This is a genomic window from Terrabacter sp. MAHUQ-38 (assembly GCF_014518425.1).
Taxonomy (GTDB): Bacteria; Actinomycetota; Actinomycetes; order Actinomycetales; family Dermatophilaceae; genus Terrabacter.
The window spans coordinates 556,308-571,212 of record NZ_JACVCU010000001.1; the positions used below are offsets into that span (position 1 = coordinate 556,308).

Consider the following 14,905-nt stretch of genomic DNA (forward strand, 5'->3'; position numbering starts at 1 on the left):
AACGTCACGGCGTGCCCTCGGCGGTGTCAGCTCCCCGGCTGGGCGGGCAGGTCGGCGAAGTCCTCCTCCTCGAAGACGCGTCGCACCTCGACGGAGACCTCTGGGAAGAGATCCGCGAAGCGCTTGGCGAGCTCGACCGCCTCCTGCTTGTCGGCGACCTTGACGAGTGCGAAGCCACCGATGACCTCGCGAGCCTCGGAGAAGGGGCCGTCGGTGACGTTGAGGCCGCTCGAGTCCTTGCGGACGATGGCGCCCTGGTCGCTCTTGTGGACGCCCTCGGCGGCGAGCAGCACGCCCGAGGTGGCGTACTCCTCCATGAACGTGCCCATCTGCTCGATGAACTCGGGGCTCGGGTTCCACGCCTCCGGGAGGGACTCGTCGAGCTTGTGGATCATGAGGTAACGCATGGTGGGTCTCCTTCGTCGGTGGTCGGGCCGGTCCGGGTCGGCACCAGCCTTCACGCCCACGTCGAACGACGCATCCCCGTTTCGACGTTTCGAGGATCAAACCATCGACACGGGCCGCCGGAGCGAGGTGGCGACTCCCGGGTCAGTCAGAGCCAGCCGCGTTCGCGTGCGACGCGGGCCGCCTCGGCCCGGGTCGACGTGCTCGTCTTGCCGATGGCCGAGCTGAGGTGGTTGCGCACCGTGCCGGGCGACAGGTGCACCCGGGCGGCGATGGCTGCGACGGTGCCGCCGTCGAGGGCGACGCGCAGCACCTCGCGTTCGCGCTCGGTGAGCGGGTTGGCGCCGTCGACGAGCGACTCCGTGGCGAGCGACGGGTCGACGACGCGCAGCCCGGCGTGCACGCGGCGTACGGCCTCGGCGAGCTGGCGCGCGGGCGTGTCCTTGACGACGAAGCCCGACGCGCCGGCCTCGAGGGCGCGTCGCAGGTAGCCGGGCCGCCCGAACGTCGTGACGATGAGCGTCCGGACCCCGGGCAGCGCCTCCCGCACGGCCGCGGCGGCCGCGATGCCGTCGAGCCCGGGCATCTCGATGTCGAGGAGGCAGACGTCGGCGCCCGACTCGCGCGCACGGTCGACGACCTCGTCGCCGCGGCCCACCTCGGCCACGACGGTGAGGTCCGACTCGAGCGCGAGCAGCGCGGCGAGCGCCCCACGCACGAGGGCCTGGTCGTCGGCGAGCAGCACCTTGATCGGGTCGCTCACAGCGTCACCTCCAGCACGGTTCCGTGGCCCTCGGGGCCGGTCGTCAGCGAGAACGTCCCGCCGGCCGCCCCGACCCTCTCACGCAGCCCGCGTATGCCGTTGCCCTCGGGTCTGCTCTCGAGGCCGCGGCCGTCGTCGCGCACGACGAGCCGGTTGGACGTGAGCTCGACCCAGCACGTGTCGGCGTCGCTGTGCCGCACGACGTTCGTCGTGGCCTCACGCAGCACCCACGCCAGCACGATGCGGTGCCGCGGGTCGACCGCGGAGGCGTCGTCCGGCAGGTGTGCCTGGATGCCGGCGCCCTCGAGCGCCGTTCTGGCAGAGGCGAGCTCGTCGCCGAGGCGGGCGACGCGCAGCCCGCCGACCGTTGCCCGGATCTCGGCGAGGGCCTGGCGGCTCAGGACCTGGATCTCGGCGAGCTCGGCGCGGGCCCGGTCGGGGTCGATGTCGACGAGCCGCTCGGCGAGCTCGGCCTTGACGGTGACGACGGTCAGCGAGTGGCCGAGCACGTCGTGGACGTCGCGGGCGACGCGTTCGCGCTCCGCGACGAGGGCGAACTCACGTGACATCGACTCGTACTGCTGCCCCCGGTCGGTCATGAGCCGGATGCCCGCGGTCATCGACCCGACGGCGAAGACGATGACGGCGAGGACCCAGGTGCCCTCGTCGGGGGTGACGAAGATCGCGCAGAACACCGCGAGCGCGACGCTGACGACCCCCACGGCGAGCGACCACAGGACGGGCAGCGCGAACATCGCGAACGCCACGACGAACGGCAGGAAGCTGAGCGCCCCCACGTCGATGAACGGCACCGTGCCGCCCGCGCACACGACGAGGGCTGCGAGGTAGGCCGCGCCCCAGCCGTGCCTCGGGGCGCAGCGCTTCTCGAGACGGTCGAGGTGCTGGGCGCCGAGGGCATAGACGAGCCCGAAGACGACGACGAGGGCGAAACCCAACACTCGCAGCCACCACGCGTGCGCGCCGTCCCAGATCGCGAGCACCGGGAAGACGAGGAAGACGAGCCACACCGACTGGATGACCCAGCCGTAGCGCTCCCACGGGTTGTGGCCCGGCACCCCCTCGGGCTGAGCACCCGAGGGGGTCCGGCGCCGGCTCGTCACCGAACGGCGAGGGGTCACTGGCGTTCCCGCCCGCCCCGCACGAGCACCGTCGCGAGCACGCCGAAGACGAGGGCCCAGGCGACGACGTTGGCCACGGGGAGCCAGAGCGGGTCCTGCGACCCGTCGGGCAGGTAGCCCTCGGTGAGCGGGTAGCGGGCCAGGGCGGCATACCCGTAGAGAGGGGTGAGCTTGGCGAAGGAGAGCAGCGCGCCCGACAGCGGGATGAACAGGTTGCCGAGGAACGCGAAGATGACGAGCGTGCCGGCGGCCGCGCCCACCGCCGCCTCCGAGCGGAAGGCGGTGCCGATGAGCAGGCCGTAGAGCGCGAAGACCGCAGAGCCGGCGAGCACGAGCAGCGCGCTGAGCCCCCACGCGACCACGGAGCCCATGGCCCCGGTGACGGCACCGAGCAGGTAGGTCAGCAGGATCGGCACCGCGGCGACGGTCATGGCGATGAGGGCCTTCATGGCGATGTAGGACGAGTCGGCGAGCGGCGTGAGACCGAGCTGGCGGCCCCAGCCCTGGACCCGCTCGACCGCGGCGTTGCCGCCGATGCTCGTCGTGGCCGTGACCGCGCCGTATGCCGCCATGCTGATCATGACGTACATGGCGACGTTGCCGTTGCCGATCGTCGCGTCCTTCGCGTCGACCGTCGAGCCGAAGATGAGGTAGAAGAACGCGGGCAGCACCGCCGTGAAGAACATGCCAGCCCAGTCGCGCGTGATCCGGCGCATCTCGAGCAGGGTGAAGGTGGCGTTCATCGGACGAGCTCCTCGTCTGTGGTGATGGCCGAGCGGCCTTGTGTCATGGCCGAGCGGCCTTCTGTCATGGCCGAGCGCGGGTCGGCCGTCAGGGCCATGAACGCCTGCTCGAGGCCGGCGGTGACAATCTCGAGGTCGGTGCCGCCGAGGTCGAGCAGGAGCAGCCGGGCGACCGCGTCCGAGTGGGTGGCCGTGACGACGACGCGGGCGCCGCGCTCCTCGACGGAGCGCACGCCGTCGGTGTCGCGCAGCAGGGCTACCGCGTCGGCGACCACGGGGAGGGGCAGGGTCGCCGACACGGTGCGGCCGCTCGCCCGCGCGCGGATCTCGGCCGTCGTGCCGTCGGCGACGATGCGACCGCCCGCGACGAGCACGATCCGGTCGGCGAACGCGTCGGCCTCCTCCAGGTAGTGGGTCGCGAAGACGACGGTGCGGCCGGCGCTCGCGTCGGCGTGCATCGTGTCCCAGAAGTCACGGCGGGCGGAGACGTCCATACCGGCCGTCGGCTCGTCGAGGACGAGCAGCCGCGGGTCGGGCAGGAGCGCGAGGGCGAAGCGCAGCCGCTGCTGCTCGCCGCCGGAGCACTTCGAGGCGCGGCGGTCCGCGAGCGGGGCCAGCCCCGCTCGCTCGATCACCTCGTCGACGGGGGCGTGGACGGCATACGTCGACGCGATCATGCGGACCGTCTCTCGGACCGTCAGGTCGCGCAGCAGGCCGCCGGTCTGGAGGACGGCCGAGACCTGGCCGGCGACGACGGCCGCGCGGGCGTTGCCGCCGAACACCTCGACGGCGCCACTCGTCGGCTCGGTGAGCCCGAGCACCATGTCGAGCGTCGTCGTCTTGCCCGCGCCGTTGGGGCCGAGGAAGGCGACGACCTCACCGGGCTCGACCCTCAGGTCGATGCCGTCGACGGCGCGCACCTCGCGGTCGTGGGAGCCACGGCTCGGGGCGAAGCTCTTGACGAGCCCGCGCAGCTCGACTGCCGGCACGCCGGGCACGCCGGCTGCGGCTGCGGCGGGATGGGTTGCAGTGGTCATGGGCACACTCTGCCTGTCGCGCGGCGCCGCCCGGAGCGGCAGCCGTCACGTCGTGACCGTGACAGCTGTCATCTCCTGGGGGCGGCGCCACCCGGACGGCCAGACTGGGCCCATGGCCACCTTCGAGGTCCTCATCGACTCCAGCCTGCCGGCACCGGAGGCCTGGCGCCGGCTGCTCGACCTGCGGGCGCACGGCGCGGCGATCCCGCTGACGACGGTCTCCGGTGACGTGCTCGACGCGGGCCGGCTCATCGAGGGCTCGCGGTTCGTGGCCCGGACCGGCGTCGGCCCGCTCGCGGTCGACGACGCCATGGTCGTCGAGTCGATCGTGCCGCCGACCGTGAACTCTGCCGGTACCGTGCGAATCCGCAAGAGTGGCAATGTCGTTCGCGGCCGGATCGAGCTCCGCGTCGCGCCGGCGGCGACTGGCTGCACGGTCACGTGGTGGCAGCGCATCGGGGTGCGCGGTGTGCCCGGTCTGCTCGACCCCGTGGTGTCCCGCGTCGCGAGGGCGGCGTACGGGAAGGCACTGCGCCGGCTGCTGGCCCGCGCCTGACCGGAGCGGCATCCGGCCTCCCGCGGGATCCATGGCTAGCCTGTCTGTGTGCCAGTCGGTGAGGAGTCGCCCGCCGCGCGGAGTCAGGGAGCGGCACGGCAGGGTGCGGCGCTGTTCGCCCTCGCTGGGGCCCTCGGCCTGCTCGGCCTCACGACCCGGCCCGAGCGCGGCGATGTGCTGCTCGCGGTCGCGGTCGCCGACTTCGCCGTCGCCGCCGCCTGCCTGCTCCTGCCGTGGCGACGTTGGCCCGTCAGCCGCGTCGCGTGGGTGTCGCTCGCGGCATTCGCGATCATGGGTGTGTCGACGTGGGCGTTCGGCGGCTACACCGGCGGGACGATCCCGTTCTACGTGCTGACCTTCACGTGGCTCGGCCTGCACCAGACCCCGCGGGTCATCTGGTGGGCCGCCGGGCCCGCCACGCTCTCCTATGCGCTCGGACTCGTGGCCGCCGGGGCACCGTCGGAGCAGGTCGGAGCGACCGCGGTCCTCATGCCGGTCGTCGTCGCGGTCGGGCTCGTCATCTCGAAGAAGGTCGTGGCGCTCCGCGAGCACGAGCGCGAGCTGCGCGAGCAGGAGCAGTGGCGCGCCGCGATGGTCGCGACCCTCGCACACGACATCCGTTCCCCCCTGACCTCCATCACCGGCGCCCTCGAGATCGCGGAGGACGACCCGGCGACGTCGGCGGACACACGACCGTTCATCGCGGCCGCCGCGCGTCAGGCCGACCGGATCACCCGCCTCGCCGCCGGACTGCTCGACCTCGAACGGGTCGAGCAGGGCAAGCTCCGGCTCAACCCCACCGAGTGGGACGTCGGCCAGCTCGCCGAGCACGTCGCCGGCCTCGTCGACCCCAGCCTCGTCACCGTGGAGGTGCCGGACGGGCTCACGGTCGTGGCCGACCGTGACCGCATGGAGCAGGTCCTCGTCAACCTGACCAACAACGCCCGTCGCCACGGTGGCGGGCGGGTCGTCATCGGGGGCCGGCGCGAGGGTACCGACGTCGTCGTGACGGTGCGCGACCACGGCCCGGGCGTACGCGACGAGGACGTACCGCGGCTCTTCACCCGGCTGGCCCGTGGCAGCGACGGCACGGACTCGGTGGGGCTCGGGCTGTGGATCGTGCGCACGCTCACCGAGGCCCACGGCGGCTCCGTCAGCCACGAGAACGCCGATCCCGGCGCGCGCTTCCTCGTGCGCCTGCCCCACACCCTGCCGCTCGACGGCTCCTAGGCTGGGTCCATGCGCGTGGACGACGTCGTGCGGATCGGCCTCGGCGGCTTCGTGCGCCCGGCGGAGGAGACGGGCACGGGCAGTCCCAGGGTCGAGCCGGTGTTCGGCTACCTCGCCCGGACGCCGGCGGGCCTGCTGCTGCTCGACACCGGGCTCGGCGAGGCCGACGAGGAGACCGACGCGTGGTACCGGCCCCGCCGGGTGCACGTCGCCGACGCCCTGCGGTCGGTCGGTGTCGCGCTCGACGACGTCGCACTGGTCGTCAACTGCCACCTGCACTTCGACCACATCGGCGGCAACCCCGCCTTCGCCGGCCGTCCGATCCACTGCCAGCGCCGCGAGCTCGACACCGCGAGGGCGGGCGACTACACGATCCCCGAGCTGGTCGACTTCGACGGCGCCCGCTACGAGCTGCTCGACGGCGAGGCGGAGCTCGTTCCCGGCATCCACGTGATCCCGACGCCCGGGCACGTCCACGGGCACCAGTCGGTCGTCGTCGAGTGCGAGGACGGGTCGCTCGTGCTCGCCGGCCAGGCCCACGACACCGCCTCCGGCTGGTCCGCCGACGTGCTGGCGGCGCAGGCGCCCGAGCTGGGCCACGAGCCGCCGCTGCCGACCCCGAGCCCGTGGATGGCCCGGATCCTCGAGTTCGACCCGCGGCGGGTCGTCTTCGCCCACGACGCCGCCGTGTGGGTGCCGTGAACCCGGGCGGCGAGCGGCCGTCGTACGTCGTGACGGGCGGCGCGCAGGGCGTCGGGCGCGCGATCGTCGACCGGCTCGCGCGGGAGGGCAACGTCGTCGTGCTCGACGTGGCCACCGCTCTCGACGGCAGGCCCGAGCGGGTGGAGCTCGTCACCGGCGACGCCTCCGACCCGCGCGACGCAGCGGCCGCCGCCGAGACCGCCGAACGGCAGGGCCCACTCGCCGGGTGGGTCAACAACGCGGCCGTCTTCCGCGACGCGAACCTCCGGTCGTCCACGTCCACCGAGGTGCTCGACCTCGTCGTGGCCAACCTCGGCCTCGCGGTCACGGGCTGCCACGCGGCCGTGAACCACTACCTCGCGCACGGACGAGCCGGCGCGATCGTCAACGTGTCGTCGCACCAGGCGCTGCGCCCGGTGCGCGGTGCGCTGCCGTACGCCACGGCCAAGGCCGCCGTCGAGGGGCTGACGAGGGCAGTCGCCGTCGACCACGGGCCGGACGGCATACGCACGAACGCCGTGGCGCTGGGCTCCATCGCGACGGCCCGCTACGAGGCACACCTCCGCGAGCACCCGGACGCGGGGGCGGAGATGGCGCGGCTGCACCCGCTCGGCCGGATCGGCACGCCGGAGGAGGTCGCCGAGGTCGTGGCGTTCCTCCTGTCACCGGCTGCCGGGTTCGTCAACGGTGCGGTGCTGCCCGTCGACGGTGGGCGGGCCGTCAACGGGCCCGACCCCGAGGCCGTCTAGGCCCGGGATCCCTCAGCGCCAGCCCAGCCCTGGCGCGACGTGCGTGAGCACGCTCTCGATGACGTGGGCGTTGTAGTCGACACCGAGCTGGTTCGGCACGGTGAGCAGCAGCGTGTCGGCGGCCGCGATCGCCTCGTCCTCGGCGAGGTCGCGGAGGAGCTGGTCGGGCTCACCGGCATACGTCTTGCCGAAGCGCGCGGTGCCGCCGTCGATGATGCCGACCTGGTCCTGGCTGGCCGCCTCGCGGCCGAAGTAGGCGTGGTCGACGTCCGTGACGATGGGGAAGACGCTGCGGCTCACCGATACCCGGGGCTCGCGCTCGTGGCCGGCCGCGCGCCACGCGTCGCGGAAGCGCTGGATCTGCTCGGCCTGAAGCTGGTGCAAGGGCACGCCCGTGTCCTCGGTGAGCAGCGTCGAGCTCATGAGGTTCATCCCCTGCGCCGCGGTCCACTCAGCCGTCGCGCGGCTGCCTGCACCCCACCAGATGCGCTCGCGCAGGCCGGGCGAGTGCGGTTCGACGCGGAGCAGGCCGGGCGGGTTGGGGAACATCGGGCGCGGGTTCGGCTCGGCGAAACCCTTGCCGGAGAGGACGTCGAGGAACGCCTGAGTGTGCTCGCGCGCCATCGCGGCGTGGTCGCCGTCCGCCGGCTCGAAGCCGAAGTACCGGAAGCCGTCGACGACCTGCTCGGGTGACCCGCGGCTGATGCCGAGCTGCAGCCGTCCGCCCGAGATGAGGTCAGCGGCGCCGGCGTCCTCCGCCATGTAGAGCGGGTTCTCGTAGCGCATGTCGATGACGCCGGTGCCGATCTCGATCCGGCTCGTGCGCGCCCCGACGGCGGCCAGCAGCGGGAAGGGTGACGCGAGCTGCCGCGCGAAGTGGTGCACGCGGAAGTAGGCACCGTCGGCGCCCAGCTCCTCGGCCGCGACGGCGAGGTCGATCGACTGGAGCAGCGCATCGGACGCGGACCGCGTCTGCGAGTGCGGCGAGGGGTTCCAGTGCCCGAACGAGAGGAAGCCGATGTTCTTCACGTGGCGTGCAACAACGCGGGTGTCCGCACCCTTCCCGGGCCCTGGGTCGGCGCTCCGGACAATCCGCCCGGCCCGTCGGCACCGAACGCCGGACATGACGCGCCTACGACCTGCCCTGAGCGGGATCCTCGCCGCGGTCGCCGGCATCGCTGCCGGTCACCTCGTCGCCGGCTTCCTCGCGCCGGCCTCGTCGCCGGTGCTCGCCATCGGCTCGACGGTGATCGACCTGACGCCGACGCCGGTCAAGGAGTGGGCGATCGCGACCTTCGGGAACGCCGACAAGGCGATCCTGCAGGCCTCGGTGCTCGTCGTGACGCTGACTCTCGCGGCTGGGGCGGGCCTGCTCGCCCGCCGCCGGCTCCCGCTCGCGATCGGCTTCATCGTGCTGCTGACCGGCCTCGCCGGAGTCGCCGCGCTGCTGCGGCCGACCGCAGGCGTGGTGGACGCGTTCCCGGCCCTCGCTGCCATGGCCCTCGGCGTCGCCACCCTCGTCTGGCTCGCGCGCTCCGCGCGTGCCGCGACGGGCGACGCACCGACGGAGGCCGCCAGGCGGCGCGACGTGACGACCGGTCCACGCGGCTCTCTCATGACGAACGCCACCGACCCCGCCACACGAGCCGCCACCGGCCGGCGCCGTTTCCTCGGCGGCGCCCTCGGCGTCACCGTGCTCTCGGTGCTCGCCGCCGGCGGCGGCCAGCTGCGCAGCAGCGCCCAGGCCGCGAAGAGGATCGTGCTCCCGCAGGCCGCCGACCCCGCGAAGGCCCTGCCCAGGGGGCTCGAGGCCACCGTCCCCGGCATCTCGCCCCTGCGCACGCCGACCAACACCTTCTACCGCGTCGACACGAACCTCGTCGTGCCCACGGTCGACGTCGACGCCTGGACCCTCGAAGTCGGCGGCATGGTCGAGACGCCGTTCAGCGTGACCTTCGCCGAGCTCGCCGCCACGCCGCTCATCGAGCGCGACATCACGATGACGTGTGTCTCCAACGAGGTCGGCGGCGGCTACGTCGGCGCGGCCCGATGGCTCGGCGTGCGCCTCACCGACGTCCTCGACCGCGCGGGAACGACGGGCAGACCCGACCAGCTGCTCAGCACCGCCGTCGACGGCTTCACGATCAGCACGCCGCTCGACGTCCTCCGCGACGGACGGGACGCGATGATCGCCATCGGCATGAACGGCGCCCAGCTCTCTGACGTCCACGGCTTCCCGGCCCGCCTCGTCACGCCGGGGCTCTACGGCTTCGTCGGCGCGACGAAGTGGCTGGCGAAGCTGACCCTGACCACGTATGCCGCCGACCAGGCGTACTGGACCAGGCGCCAGTGGGCGACGGACGCTCCCATCAAGACGAGCGCGCGCATCGACACCCCCGCGCCCCTCTCGACGGTCCGGGCGGGCACGGTCGCCATTGGCGGCGTGGCCTGGGCCCAGCACCGCGGTGTGGGCAGGGTCGAGGTCCGCATCGACGACGGCCCTTGGCAGGAGACCAGGCTCGGCCCCGACGTCGGCATCGACTACTGGCGCCAGTGGTACCTCGCCTGGGAGGCGAAGCCCGGCCTGCACCGACTCGCCGTCCGCGCCACGGACCTGCAGGGCGGGCTCCAGATCACCGAACGAGCCACTCCCTTTCCCGACGGGTCGAGCGGGATCCAGGAGGTGGTGGTGACCGTCGCGTGACAAGCAACGACGACGCTCCCGAAAAAACCTGTGCCCCAAGCCAATCCGGAGCCGTCGCGGCGCCGAACCCCTGCTGACCTCGCACCACCCAGCCACAAGGAGTGACTGACATGAAGACCATGAAGACCCGCACCGCCCTCGTCGCCCTCGCGATCGCCCTGCCGCTGACCCTCGCCGCCTGCGGCAGCTCGTCCGACACCTCGGCCGCTGCCGGCAGCACGCCCTCGGCCTCCAGCTCGGACGCCATGACCCCCACGCCCTCGGAGACGATGGCGTCGTCGGACGACGGCATGGCCGACCCGGCGACGCAGGTCTTCGGCGAGGCCTGCTCGGCCGTGCCGAAGGACGGCAAGGGCTCGTTCACCGGAATGGCGACCGACCCCGTCGCGACCGCTGCGAGCAACAACCAGCTGCTCTCGACCCTCGTCACCGCCGTCAAGGCCGCCGGCCTCGTCGACACCCTCAACTCGGCGCCTGACGTCACCGTCTTCGCGCCGACCAACGACGCGTTCGCCAAGATCCCGGCCGACACGCTGAAGAAGGTCCTGGCCGACAAGCCGACCCTGACCAAGATCCTCACGAACCACGTCGTCGCGGGCACGCTGTCCCCAGACCAGCTCGCGGGCACGCACAAGACGCTCGCGGGCACCGAGCTGACGGTCGCGGGCTCGGGCGAGTCCTTCACCGTCGGCAAGGAGAAGGCCGCCGTCCTCTGCGGCAACGTCCCGACCGCCAACGCGACCGTGTACATCGTCGACTCCGTCCTGATGCCCTGACCGTCACCCGGCCACGGCTGACGCAGACCACGACGACGGGCGAGACAATGGACCCCATGTCACGGTTCTCGGTGGTTCCCTCCGGCGACGGGTCGCCGGAGGGAACCGCCCGCCCCGTCACGCTGGAGCAGCTGCTCCGCAGGTCGGCGACCGGGGACGAGACGGCCTTCGCCGAGCTGTACGACGCGGTCTCTCCACGGCTCTTCGGCCTCGTCCGCCGCGTCGTGCGCGACCCCGCCCAGTCCGAGGAGGTCGCGCAGGAGGTCTTTCTCGAGATCTGGCGGCACAGCGCACGGTTCGACCCCGGCAAGGGCGGCGCGCTCTCGTGGATGCTCACCATCGCCCACCGCAAGGCCGTCGACCGGGTCAGGTCCGCCGAGGCGGCCCGGCACCGCGACGAGGGCTACGGCTCGAGCAACCAGGACGTGACGCACGACTCCACCGCGGAGGCCGTCGTCGAACGGCTCGATGCGGAGCGGGTCCACCGGGCCCTGGACACCCTGACGCCCGCCCAACGCCAGGCGCTCGAGCTGGCCTACCTCTCGGGCTACACGCATACGGAGGTGGCGACCATGCTCGACCTGCCACTCGGGACAGCCAAGACGCGCATCCGTGATGGACTCATCAGACTACGAGACACGTTGGGGGTGACACGGTGAACGACGACATCCACGCTCTCTCCGGCGCCTACGCCGTGGACGCCCTCGACGACGCCGAGCGGGCACGGTTCGAACGACACCTCGCGGGATGCACCGCCTGCCAGGCCGAGGTCGAGAGCCTCTTCGCGGCCGCATCCGAGCTGTCGGTCCTCACCGAGGCCACGCCTCCGGCATCCCTGCGCGCAAAGGTGCTCGGCGACATCGCGACCGTCCGTCCTCTGCCTCCGCTGACGGCGCCCACCGACCAGTCTCGCGACCAGGCCGGCGACCAGCCCAGCGACCAGCCCGGCGACCAGCTGGGCGACGGGGCCGACGCCCCACCCGTGGAGCAGCTTGCCGACCGGCGTCGCGCACGAGGACTGTCCCGCGGCTGGCGCGGGCTCGTCGCGGCCGCGACCGTCGCCGTGCTGGCGATCAGCGGGTTCGTCGTGTGGCGGCAGGTCAACGCCGACCCGGCGAGGACGATCGCCGAGCAGGTGCTCGCCGCGGGCGACGCCACGCGGACCTCGAAGACCTTCGCCGACGGGTCCACCGCGACGATGGTGCGGTCCGGCTCGCTCCACAAGGCCGTCATCATCACGAGCGGCATGGCGCAGCCTCCGGGTGGCAAGGTCTACCAGCTCTGGCTGCAGGACCCGACCGGGCACATGGCCTCGGCCGGTGTCATGCCCCCGGGCCCCGACCAGGTCGTCGTCCTCGAGGGCGATGCGAGCAAGGCGACGGGCGCCGGGATCACCATCGAGCCGGCAGGCGGCTCGGGACAGCCGACGTCCGACCCGATCGCCCTGTTCAGCTTCGCCTGACCCTCCGGCCCCACCCCGCGCGAGTCTCGCCCCGGCTGAGTTGGCGTGGCTCGTGCGGAGGCGCGGCTATTGCGCTACCGCAGTTAATGCGGCACGATGGTCACATGAACAGCAGCGAGCACCAGCCGCCGGCACCCGAGGCCTCGAGCGAGACCGTCCGGGCCGCGATCGAGGCCGCCACGGCGGCACTCGCCCAGGCCGATCCGACGACGCCGAGTTCCGCCCTGCCCCTGCTGCGCTCCGCCCAGGAGCACGTCACCACGGCCATCGACGAGGCCATGGCCGCACTGCTCGTCGCCGAGGGCGGCACCATCCGCACCGCGGGCGCCCTCGCCGGCCTGTCGGAGAACGCCGTCGGGCCGCGGTTGGCCCGCACGCGACTGCTCGCGGCATACGGCTCGGAGTCCGGACGCGTCACGGCGGCCGGCGTCGAGCGCGCCCGCTACGACCTCGAGGAGGGACGCCACCGCGCGGGGGCCGACCTGCCCGACCAGCCCAAGCCGATGCGTTTCCGCGCGCGTCGCACCACCTAGGGACCACCTGAGAGGGGACCACCATGACCGACCCGAACCTCACCCACCTGTACTTCCTGCTCGACCGCAGCGGGTCGATGCAGTCGATCAAGGACGACACCGAGGGCGGCTTCGACGCCTTCATCGCGGAGCAGCGCTCGCAGCCGGGCGCCTGTCGCGTCACCCTCGCCCAGTTCGACGACCAGTACGAGGAGGTCTACCGCGACCGCCCCGTCGGCGACGTGCCACCGCTCAAGCTCCAGCCGCGCGGCAGCACGGCGCTGCTCGACTCGATCGGCCGCCTCGTCGGTGAGGCCGGCGAGCGGCTCGCCGCCCTGCCCCAGGAGCAGCGTCCGGGCGTCGTCATCGTCGGGATCATGACCGACGGCCACGAGAACGCGTCGCGCGAGCTGACCCACCCGCAGGTCAAGGCGCTGATCGAGCGGCAGACCAAGGACTACGGCTGGCAGTTCCTCTACATGGGCGCCGACCAGGACGCCATCGAGGTCGGCTCGAGCATCGGCGTCTCCGCGGCCAACTCGATGACGTACAGCCGGGGGCGGGTCGCCGCCGCCATGGCTGCGACGTCGCGCAACATCGGCCGCACGCGGTCGGCCGTCGCTGCGGGCGCCTCGATGCAGGAGGCGTCCTCGCTCATCGCGTTCGACGCAGAGCAGCGCGCCGCCGCCCAGGAGTAGGGGCCGGGGACGGGCCCGCGAGGTACGTTGTCGCCATGACGGACGACGAGCAGTTCACCGTGCCCGTCCCACCGGTGCCCACCGCGAGCCCGACCCAGGAGCTGCCGGTCGCCGAGCCGACCCGCGCCCTGCCGGTCGCCGCGCCAGCCGTCCCGCCGAACCCGTATGCCGGTGGGCCGGCCTGGCCGGTCGCGCCTCCTCACGCGGTCGACCCGAACGTCAGCCCGAACGTCCACCAGCTCGTCCGCTTCGGGCTCACCGACACGATCGTCATCCGCACCATCGACCGCGGCCCCGAGGAGACGGTCGTCGCCGCGGTCCTCTCCGTGATCGCGGCACTGCTGCTCCTCCTCGGGCGCGGGCGAGCGGGCCGCTCCCCCCTGGGCTGGGCCTGCCTGGCCCTCGCCGTCCTCACCGTTGCGGTCGCCGTCTGGCGGCTGCTGCCATGACGCGGACCTGCTGAGCAGGACACGCACGGTGCTCCAACCCTCGACAGCGGCGGCAGTCGCCGACGCCTACGACCTCCCCTCGCCCGCCCGGCTCACCGGGCCGGTCGCGCGCGGGCAGCTCGGGCAGGTGTGGCGGCTCGACACCCCGCGCGGCAGCCACGCCGTCAAGGAGTGGTTCGCGACGCCTGACCTCGACGACGCCTCACGGGACGCCGATCTCGTCGAGGCCGCCCGCGCCCACGGGGTGCTGACACCCGAGATCGTCAGAACGCCGGCCGGCGAGGTCGCCACGATCGTCGAGGGCACGGCGGTCCGCGTGTTCGGCTGGGTCGACCTCCGCGCACGGTCGCGCCGCCTAGACCCCGCCGAGGTCGGCCGCACCGTGGCCCGGCTGCACCGCGCGGGTCCGCGCACCATCGACGGGGTCGACAACTGGTTCGCGACGGGGTTCGGCGAGCAGAGCTGGCGCGAGCTGCACCGTCGCGTCGCGGACGAGGGGGCGCCCTTCGCCGGGCAGCTCGGGGCCCTCGTGGACGAGCTCGTCGCCGTCGAGTCGGTCATCGAGCCGCACGAGGCGCCGATCGCCTGCCACCGCGACCTCTGGGCCGACAACGTCCTCGCGACCGCCGACGGACGCATCTGCGTCATCGACTTCGAGAACATGGGCCCGGCCGACCCGAGCCAGGAGCTCGCGATGGTGCTCTTCGAGTTCGGCAACGACGACCCGTCCCGTGCGCGACGGCTCCACACGGCATACCGCGAGGCCGGGGGGCCGGGGCGCGTCTCCCGCAGAGGACACTTCACGATGCTCGTGGCCGAGCAGGCGCACATCGGCCAGCTCGCCTGCTCGCGCTGGGTCGGCACGCCGGCGGGCTCGGAGCGCGAGCGGCTCGCGGCGTGGTTCCTCGAGATCCCGGAGGACCCGGTGACCCTGGCCCGCATCGACCGGATCCTCGCCGCCGTCGCGTGACCCGTGCCGG

General features: G+C 73.0%; 18 protein-coding genes. 12 read left to right on the forward strand and 6 right to left on the reverse strand.

Annotation, left to right across the window (positions count from 1 at the left end):
* Positions 1 to 26: 26 nt before the first annotated feature.
* The 5 genes from H9I49_RS02695 to H9I49_RS02715 all read right to left on the reverse strand — a co-directional run bounded on the left by H9I49_RS02695 (position 27) and on the right by H9I49_RS02715 (position 4,087).
* The gene (locus H9I49_RS02695) at positions 27 to 407 is read right to left on the reverse strand and encodes a YciI family protein (protein WP_188028774.1); all 381 of its coding nucleotides are present in this window, start codon (positions 405 to 407) and stop codon (positions 27 to 29) included.
* A 146-nt stretch (positions 408 to 553) separates the two neighbouring features.
* On the reverse strand, positions 554 to 1,168 hold the full coding sequence (locus H9I49_RS02700; RefSeq protein ID WP_188028775.1) for a response regulator transcription factor: 615 nt from the start codon (positions 1,166 to 1,168) through the stop codon (positions 554 to 556).
* A complete protein-coding gene (locus tag H9I49_RS24300) occupies positions 1,165 to 2,307 on the reverse strand; it encodes a sensor histidine kinase (RefSeq protein ID WP_370587397.1) in 1,143 nt (380 codons plus the stop codon). The genes H9I49_RS02700 and H9I49_RS24300 overlap by 4 nt, the downstream gene beginning before the upstream one ends.
* Entirely contained in the window at positions 2,304 to 3,050 is a 747-nt protein-coding gene (locus H9I49_RS02710; RefSeq protein ID WP_188028776.1) for an ABC transporter permease, read from the reverse strand. The genes H9I49_RS24300 and H9I49_RS02710 overlap by 4 nt, the downstream gene beginning before the upstream one ends.
* Entirely contained in the window at positions 3,047 to 4,087 is a 1,041-nt protein-coding gene (locus H9I49_RS02715; RefSeq protein WP_188028777.1) for an ABC transporter ATP-binding protein, read from the reverse strand. The genes H9I49_RS02710 and H9I49_RS02715 overlap by 4 nt, the downstream gene beginning before the upstream one ends.
* 112 nt (positions 4,088 to 4,199) lie before the next feature.
* Here H9I49_RS02715 and H9I49_RS02720 point away from each other — a divergent pair, with 112 nt between their 5' ends.
* Genes H9I49_RS02720 through H9I49_RS02735 form a run of 4 tightly spaced genes read left to right on the forward strand, consistent with a single transcriptional unit; the run spans position 4,200 to position 7,324 of the window.
* Positions 4,200 to 4,643 carry an SRPBCC family protein gene (locus tag H9I49_RS02720; RefSeq protein WP_188028778.1) on the forward strand — a complete coding sequence of 148 codons (444 nt, stop codon included), beginning with the start codon at positions 4,200 to 4,202 and terminating at the stop codon, positions 4,641 to 4,643.
* Positions 4,644 to 4,691: 48 nt separating this feature from the next.
* Positions 4,692 to 5,873, forward strand: coding sequence for a HAMP domain-containing sensor histidine kinase (locus H9I49_RS24305; protein WP_188028779.1), 1,182 nt, complete (start codon positions 4,692 to 4,694; stop codon positions 5,871 to 5,873).
* A gap of 9 nt (positions 5,874 to 5,882) precedes the next feature.
* Positions 5,883 to 6,575 (forward strand): MBL fold metallo-hydrolase, encoded by a 693-nt coding sequence (locus H9I49_RS23655; protein WP_188028780.1) that lies wholly within the window; start codon positions 5,883 to 5,885, stop codon positions 6,573 to 6,575.
* Positions 6,563 to 7,324 carry an SDR family NAD(P)-dependent oxidoreductase gene (locus H9I49_RS02735; protein ID WP_370587398.1) on the forward strand — a complete coding sequence of 254 codons (762 nt, stop codon included), beginning with the start codon at positions 6,563 to 6,565 and terminating at the stop codon, positions 7,322 to 7,324. Before H9I49_RS23655 ends, H9I49_RS02735 begins: the two co-directional genes overlap by 13 nt.
* 12 nt (positions 7,325 to 7,336) lie before the next feature.
* Here the strand turns inward: H9I49_RS02735 and H9I49_RS02740 are convergent, their stop codons facing one another.
* On the reverse strand, positions 7,337 to 8,353 hold the full coding sequence (locus H9I49_RS02740; RefSeq protein ID WP_188028781.1) for an LLM class flavin-dependent oxidoreductase: 1,017 nt from the start codon (positions 8,351 to 8,353) through the stop codon (positions 7,337 to 7,339).
* A gap of 94 nt (positions 8,354 to 8,447) precedes the next feature.
* Here H9I49_RS02740 and H9I49_RS02745 point away from each other — a divergent pair, with 94 nt between their 5' ends.
* The 8 genes from H9I49_RS02745 to H9I49_RS02780 all read left to right on the forward strand — a co-directional run bounded on the left by H9I49_RS02745 (position 8,448) and on the right by H9I49_RS02780 (position 14,895).
* Positions 8,448 to 10,028 (forward strand): molybdopterin-dependent oxidoreductase, encoded by a 1,581-nt coding sequence (locus H9I49_RS02745; RefSeq protein WP_188028782.1) that lies wholly within the window; start codon positions 8,448 to 8,450, stop codon positions 10,026 to 10,028.
* A gap of 110 nt (positions 10,029 to 10,138) precedes the next feature.
* Complete coding sequence (locus tag H9I49_RS02750) at positions 10,139 to 10,804, forward strand: fasciclin domain-containing protein (protein WP_188028783.1); 666 nt, start codon at positions 10,139 to 10,141, stop codon at positions 10,802 to 10,804.
* A gap of 47 nt (positions 10,805 to 10,851) precedes the next feature.
* Complete coding sequence (gene sigK / locus H9I49_RS02755) at positions 10,852 to 11,463, forward strand: ECF RNA polymerase sigma factor SigK (protein WP_188028784.1); 612 nt, start codon at positions 10,852 to 10,854, stop codon at positions 11,461 to 11,463.
* Positions 11,460 to 12,266, forward strand: a complete 807-nt coding sequence (locus H9I49_RS02760) for an anti-sigma factor domain-containing protein (protein ID WP_188028785.1) — start codon at positions 11,460 to 11,462, stop codon at positions 12,264 to 12,266. The genes sigK and H9I49_RS02760 overlap by 4 nt, the downstream gene beginning before the upstream one ends.
* 104 nt (positions 12,267 to 12,370) lie before the next feature.
* Complete coding sequence (locus tag H9I49_RS02765; protein WP_188028786.1) at positions 12,371 to 12,799, forward strand: hypothetical protein; 429 nt, start codon at positions 12,371 to 12,373, stop codon at positions 12,797 to 12,799.
* A gap of 23 nt (positions 12,800 to 12,822) precedes the next feature.
* The gene (locus H9I49_RS02770; RefSeq protein ID WP_188028787.1) at positions 12,823 to 13,476 is read left to right on the forward strand and encodes a vWA domain-containing protein; all 654 of its coding nucleotides are present in this window, start codon (positions 12,823 to 12,825) and stop codon (positions 13,474 to 13,476) included.
* 35 nt (positions 13,477 to 13,511) lie between these two features.
* Entirely contained in the window at positions 13,512 to 13,925 is a 414-nt protein-coding gene (locus H9I49_RS02775; protein ID WP_188028788.1) for a hypothetical protein, read from the forward strand.
* A gap of 28 nt (positions 13,926 to 13,953) precedes the next feature.
* Positions 13,954 to 14,895: a phosphotransferase gene (locus tag H9I49_RS02780; protein ID WP_188028789.1), complete on the forward strand. Its 942-nt coding sequence runs from the start codon at positions 13,954 to 13,956 to the stop codon at positions 14,893 to 14,895.
* The last annotated feature ends 10 nt before the right edge of the window (positions 14,896 to 14,905 follow it).

Bases quoted from the DNA above. Each gene is read 5' to 3' on its own strand.
- H9I49_RS02695 (WP_188028774.1), bottom strand. From the start codon at position 407: ATGCGTTACCTCATGATCCACAAGCTCGACGAGTCCCTCCCGGAGGCG.
- H9I49_RS02710 (WP_188028776.1), bottom strand. From the start codon at position 3,050: ATGAACGCCACCTTCACCCTGCTCGAGATGCGCCGGATCACGCGCGAC.
- H9I49_RS02715 (WP_188028777.1), bottom strand. From the start codon at position 4,087: ATGACCACTGCAACCCATCCCGCCGCAGCCGCAGCCGGCGTGCCCGGC.
- H9I49_RS02720 (WP_188028778.1), top strand. From the start codon at position 4,200: ATGGCCACCTTCGAGGTCCTCATCGACTCCAGCCTGCCGGCACCGGAG.
- H9I49_RS23655 (WP_188028780.1), top strand. From the start codon at position 5,883: ATGCGCGTGGACGACGTCGTGCGGATCGGCCTCGGCGGCTTCGTGCGC.
- H9I49_RS02745 (WP_188028782.1), top strand. From the start codon at position 8,448: ATGACGCGCCTACGACCTGCCCTGAGCGGGATCCTCGCCGCGGTCGCC.
- H9I49_RS02750 (WP_188028783.1), top strand. From the start codon at position 10,139: ATGAAGACCATGAAGACCCGCACCGCCCTCGTCGCCCTCGCGATCGCC.
- sigK (WP_188028784.1), top strand. From the start codon at position 10,852: ATGGACCCCATGTCACGGTTCTCGGTGGTTCCCTCCGGCGACGGGTCG.
- H9I49_RS02765 (WP_188028786.1), top strand. From the start codon at position 12,371: ATGAACAGCAGCGAGCACCAGCCGCCGGCACCCGAGGCCTCGAGCGAG.
- H9I49_RS02770 (WP_188028787.1), top strand. From the start codon at position 12,823: ATGACCGACCCGAACCTCACCCACCTGTACTTCCTGCTCGACCGCAGC.
- H9I49_RS02775 (WP_188028788.1), top strand. From the start codon at position 13,512: ATGACGGACGACGAGCAGTTCACCGTGCCCGTCCCACCGGTGCCCACC.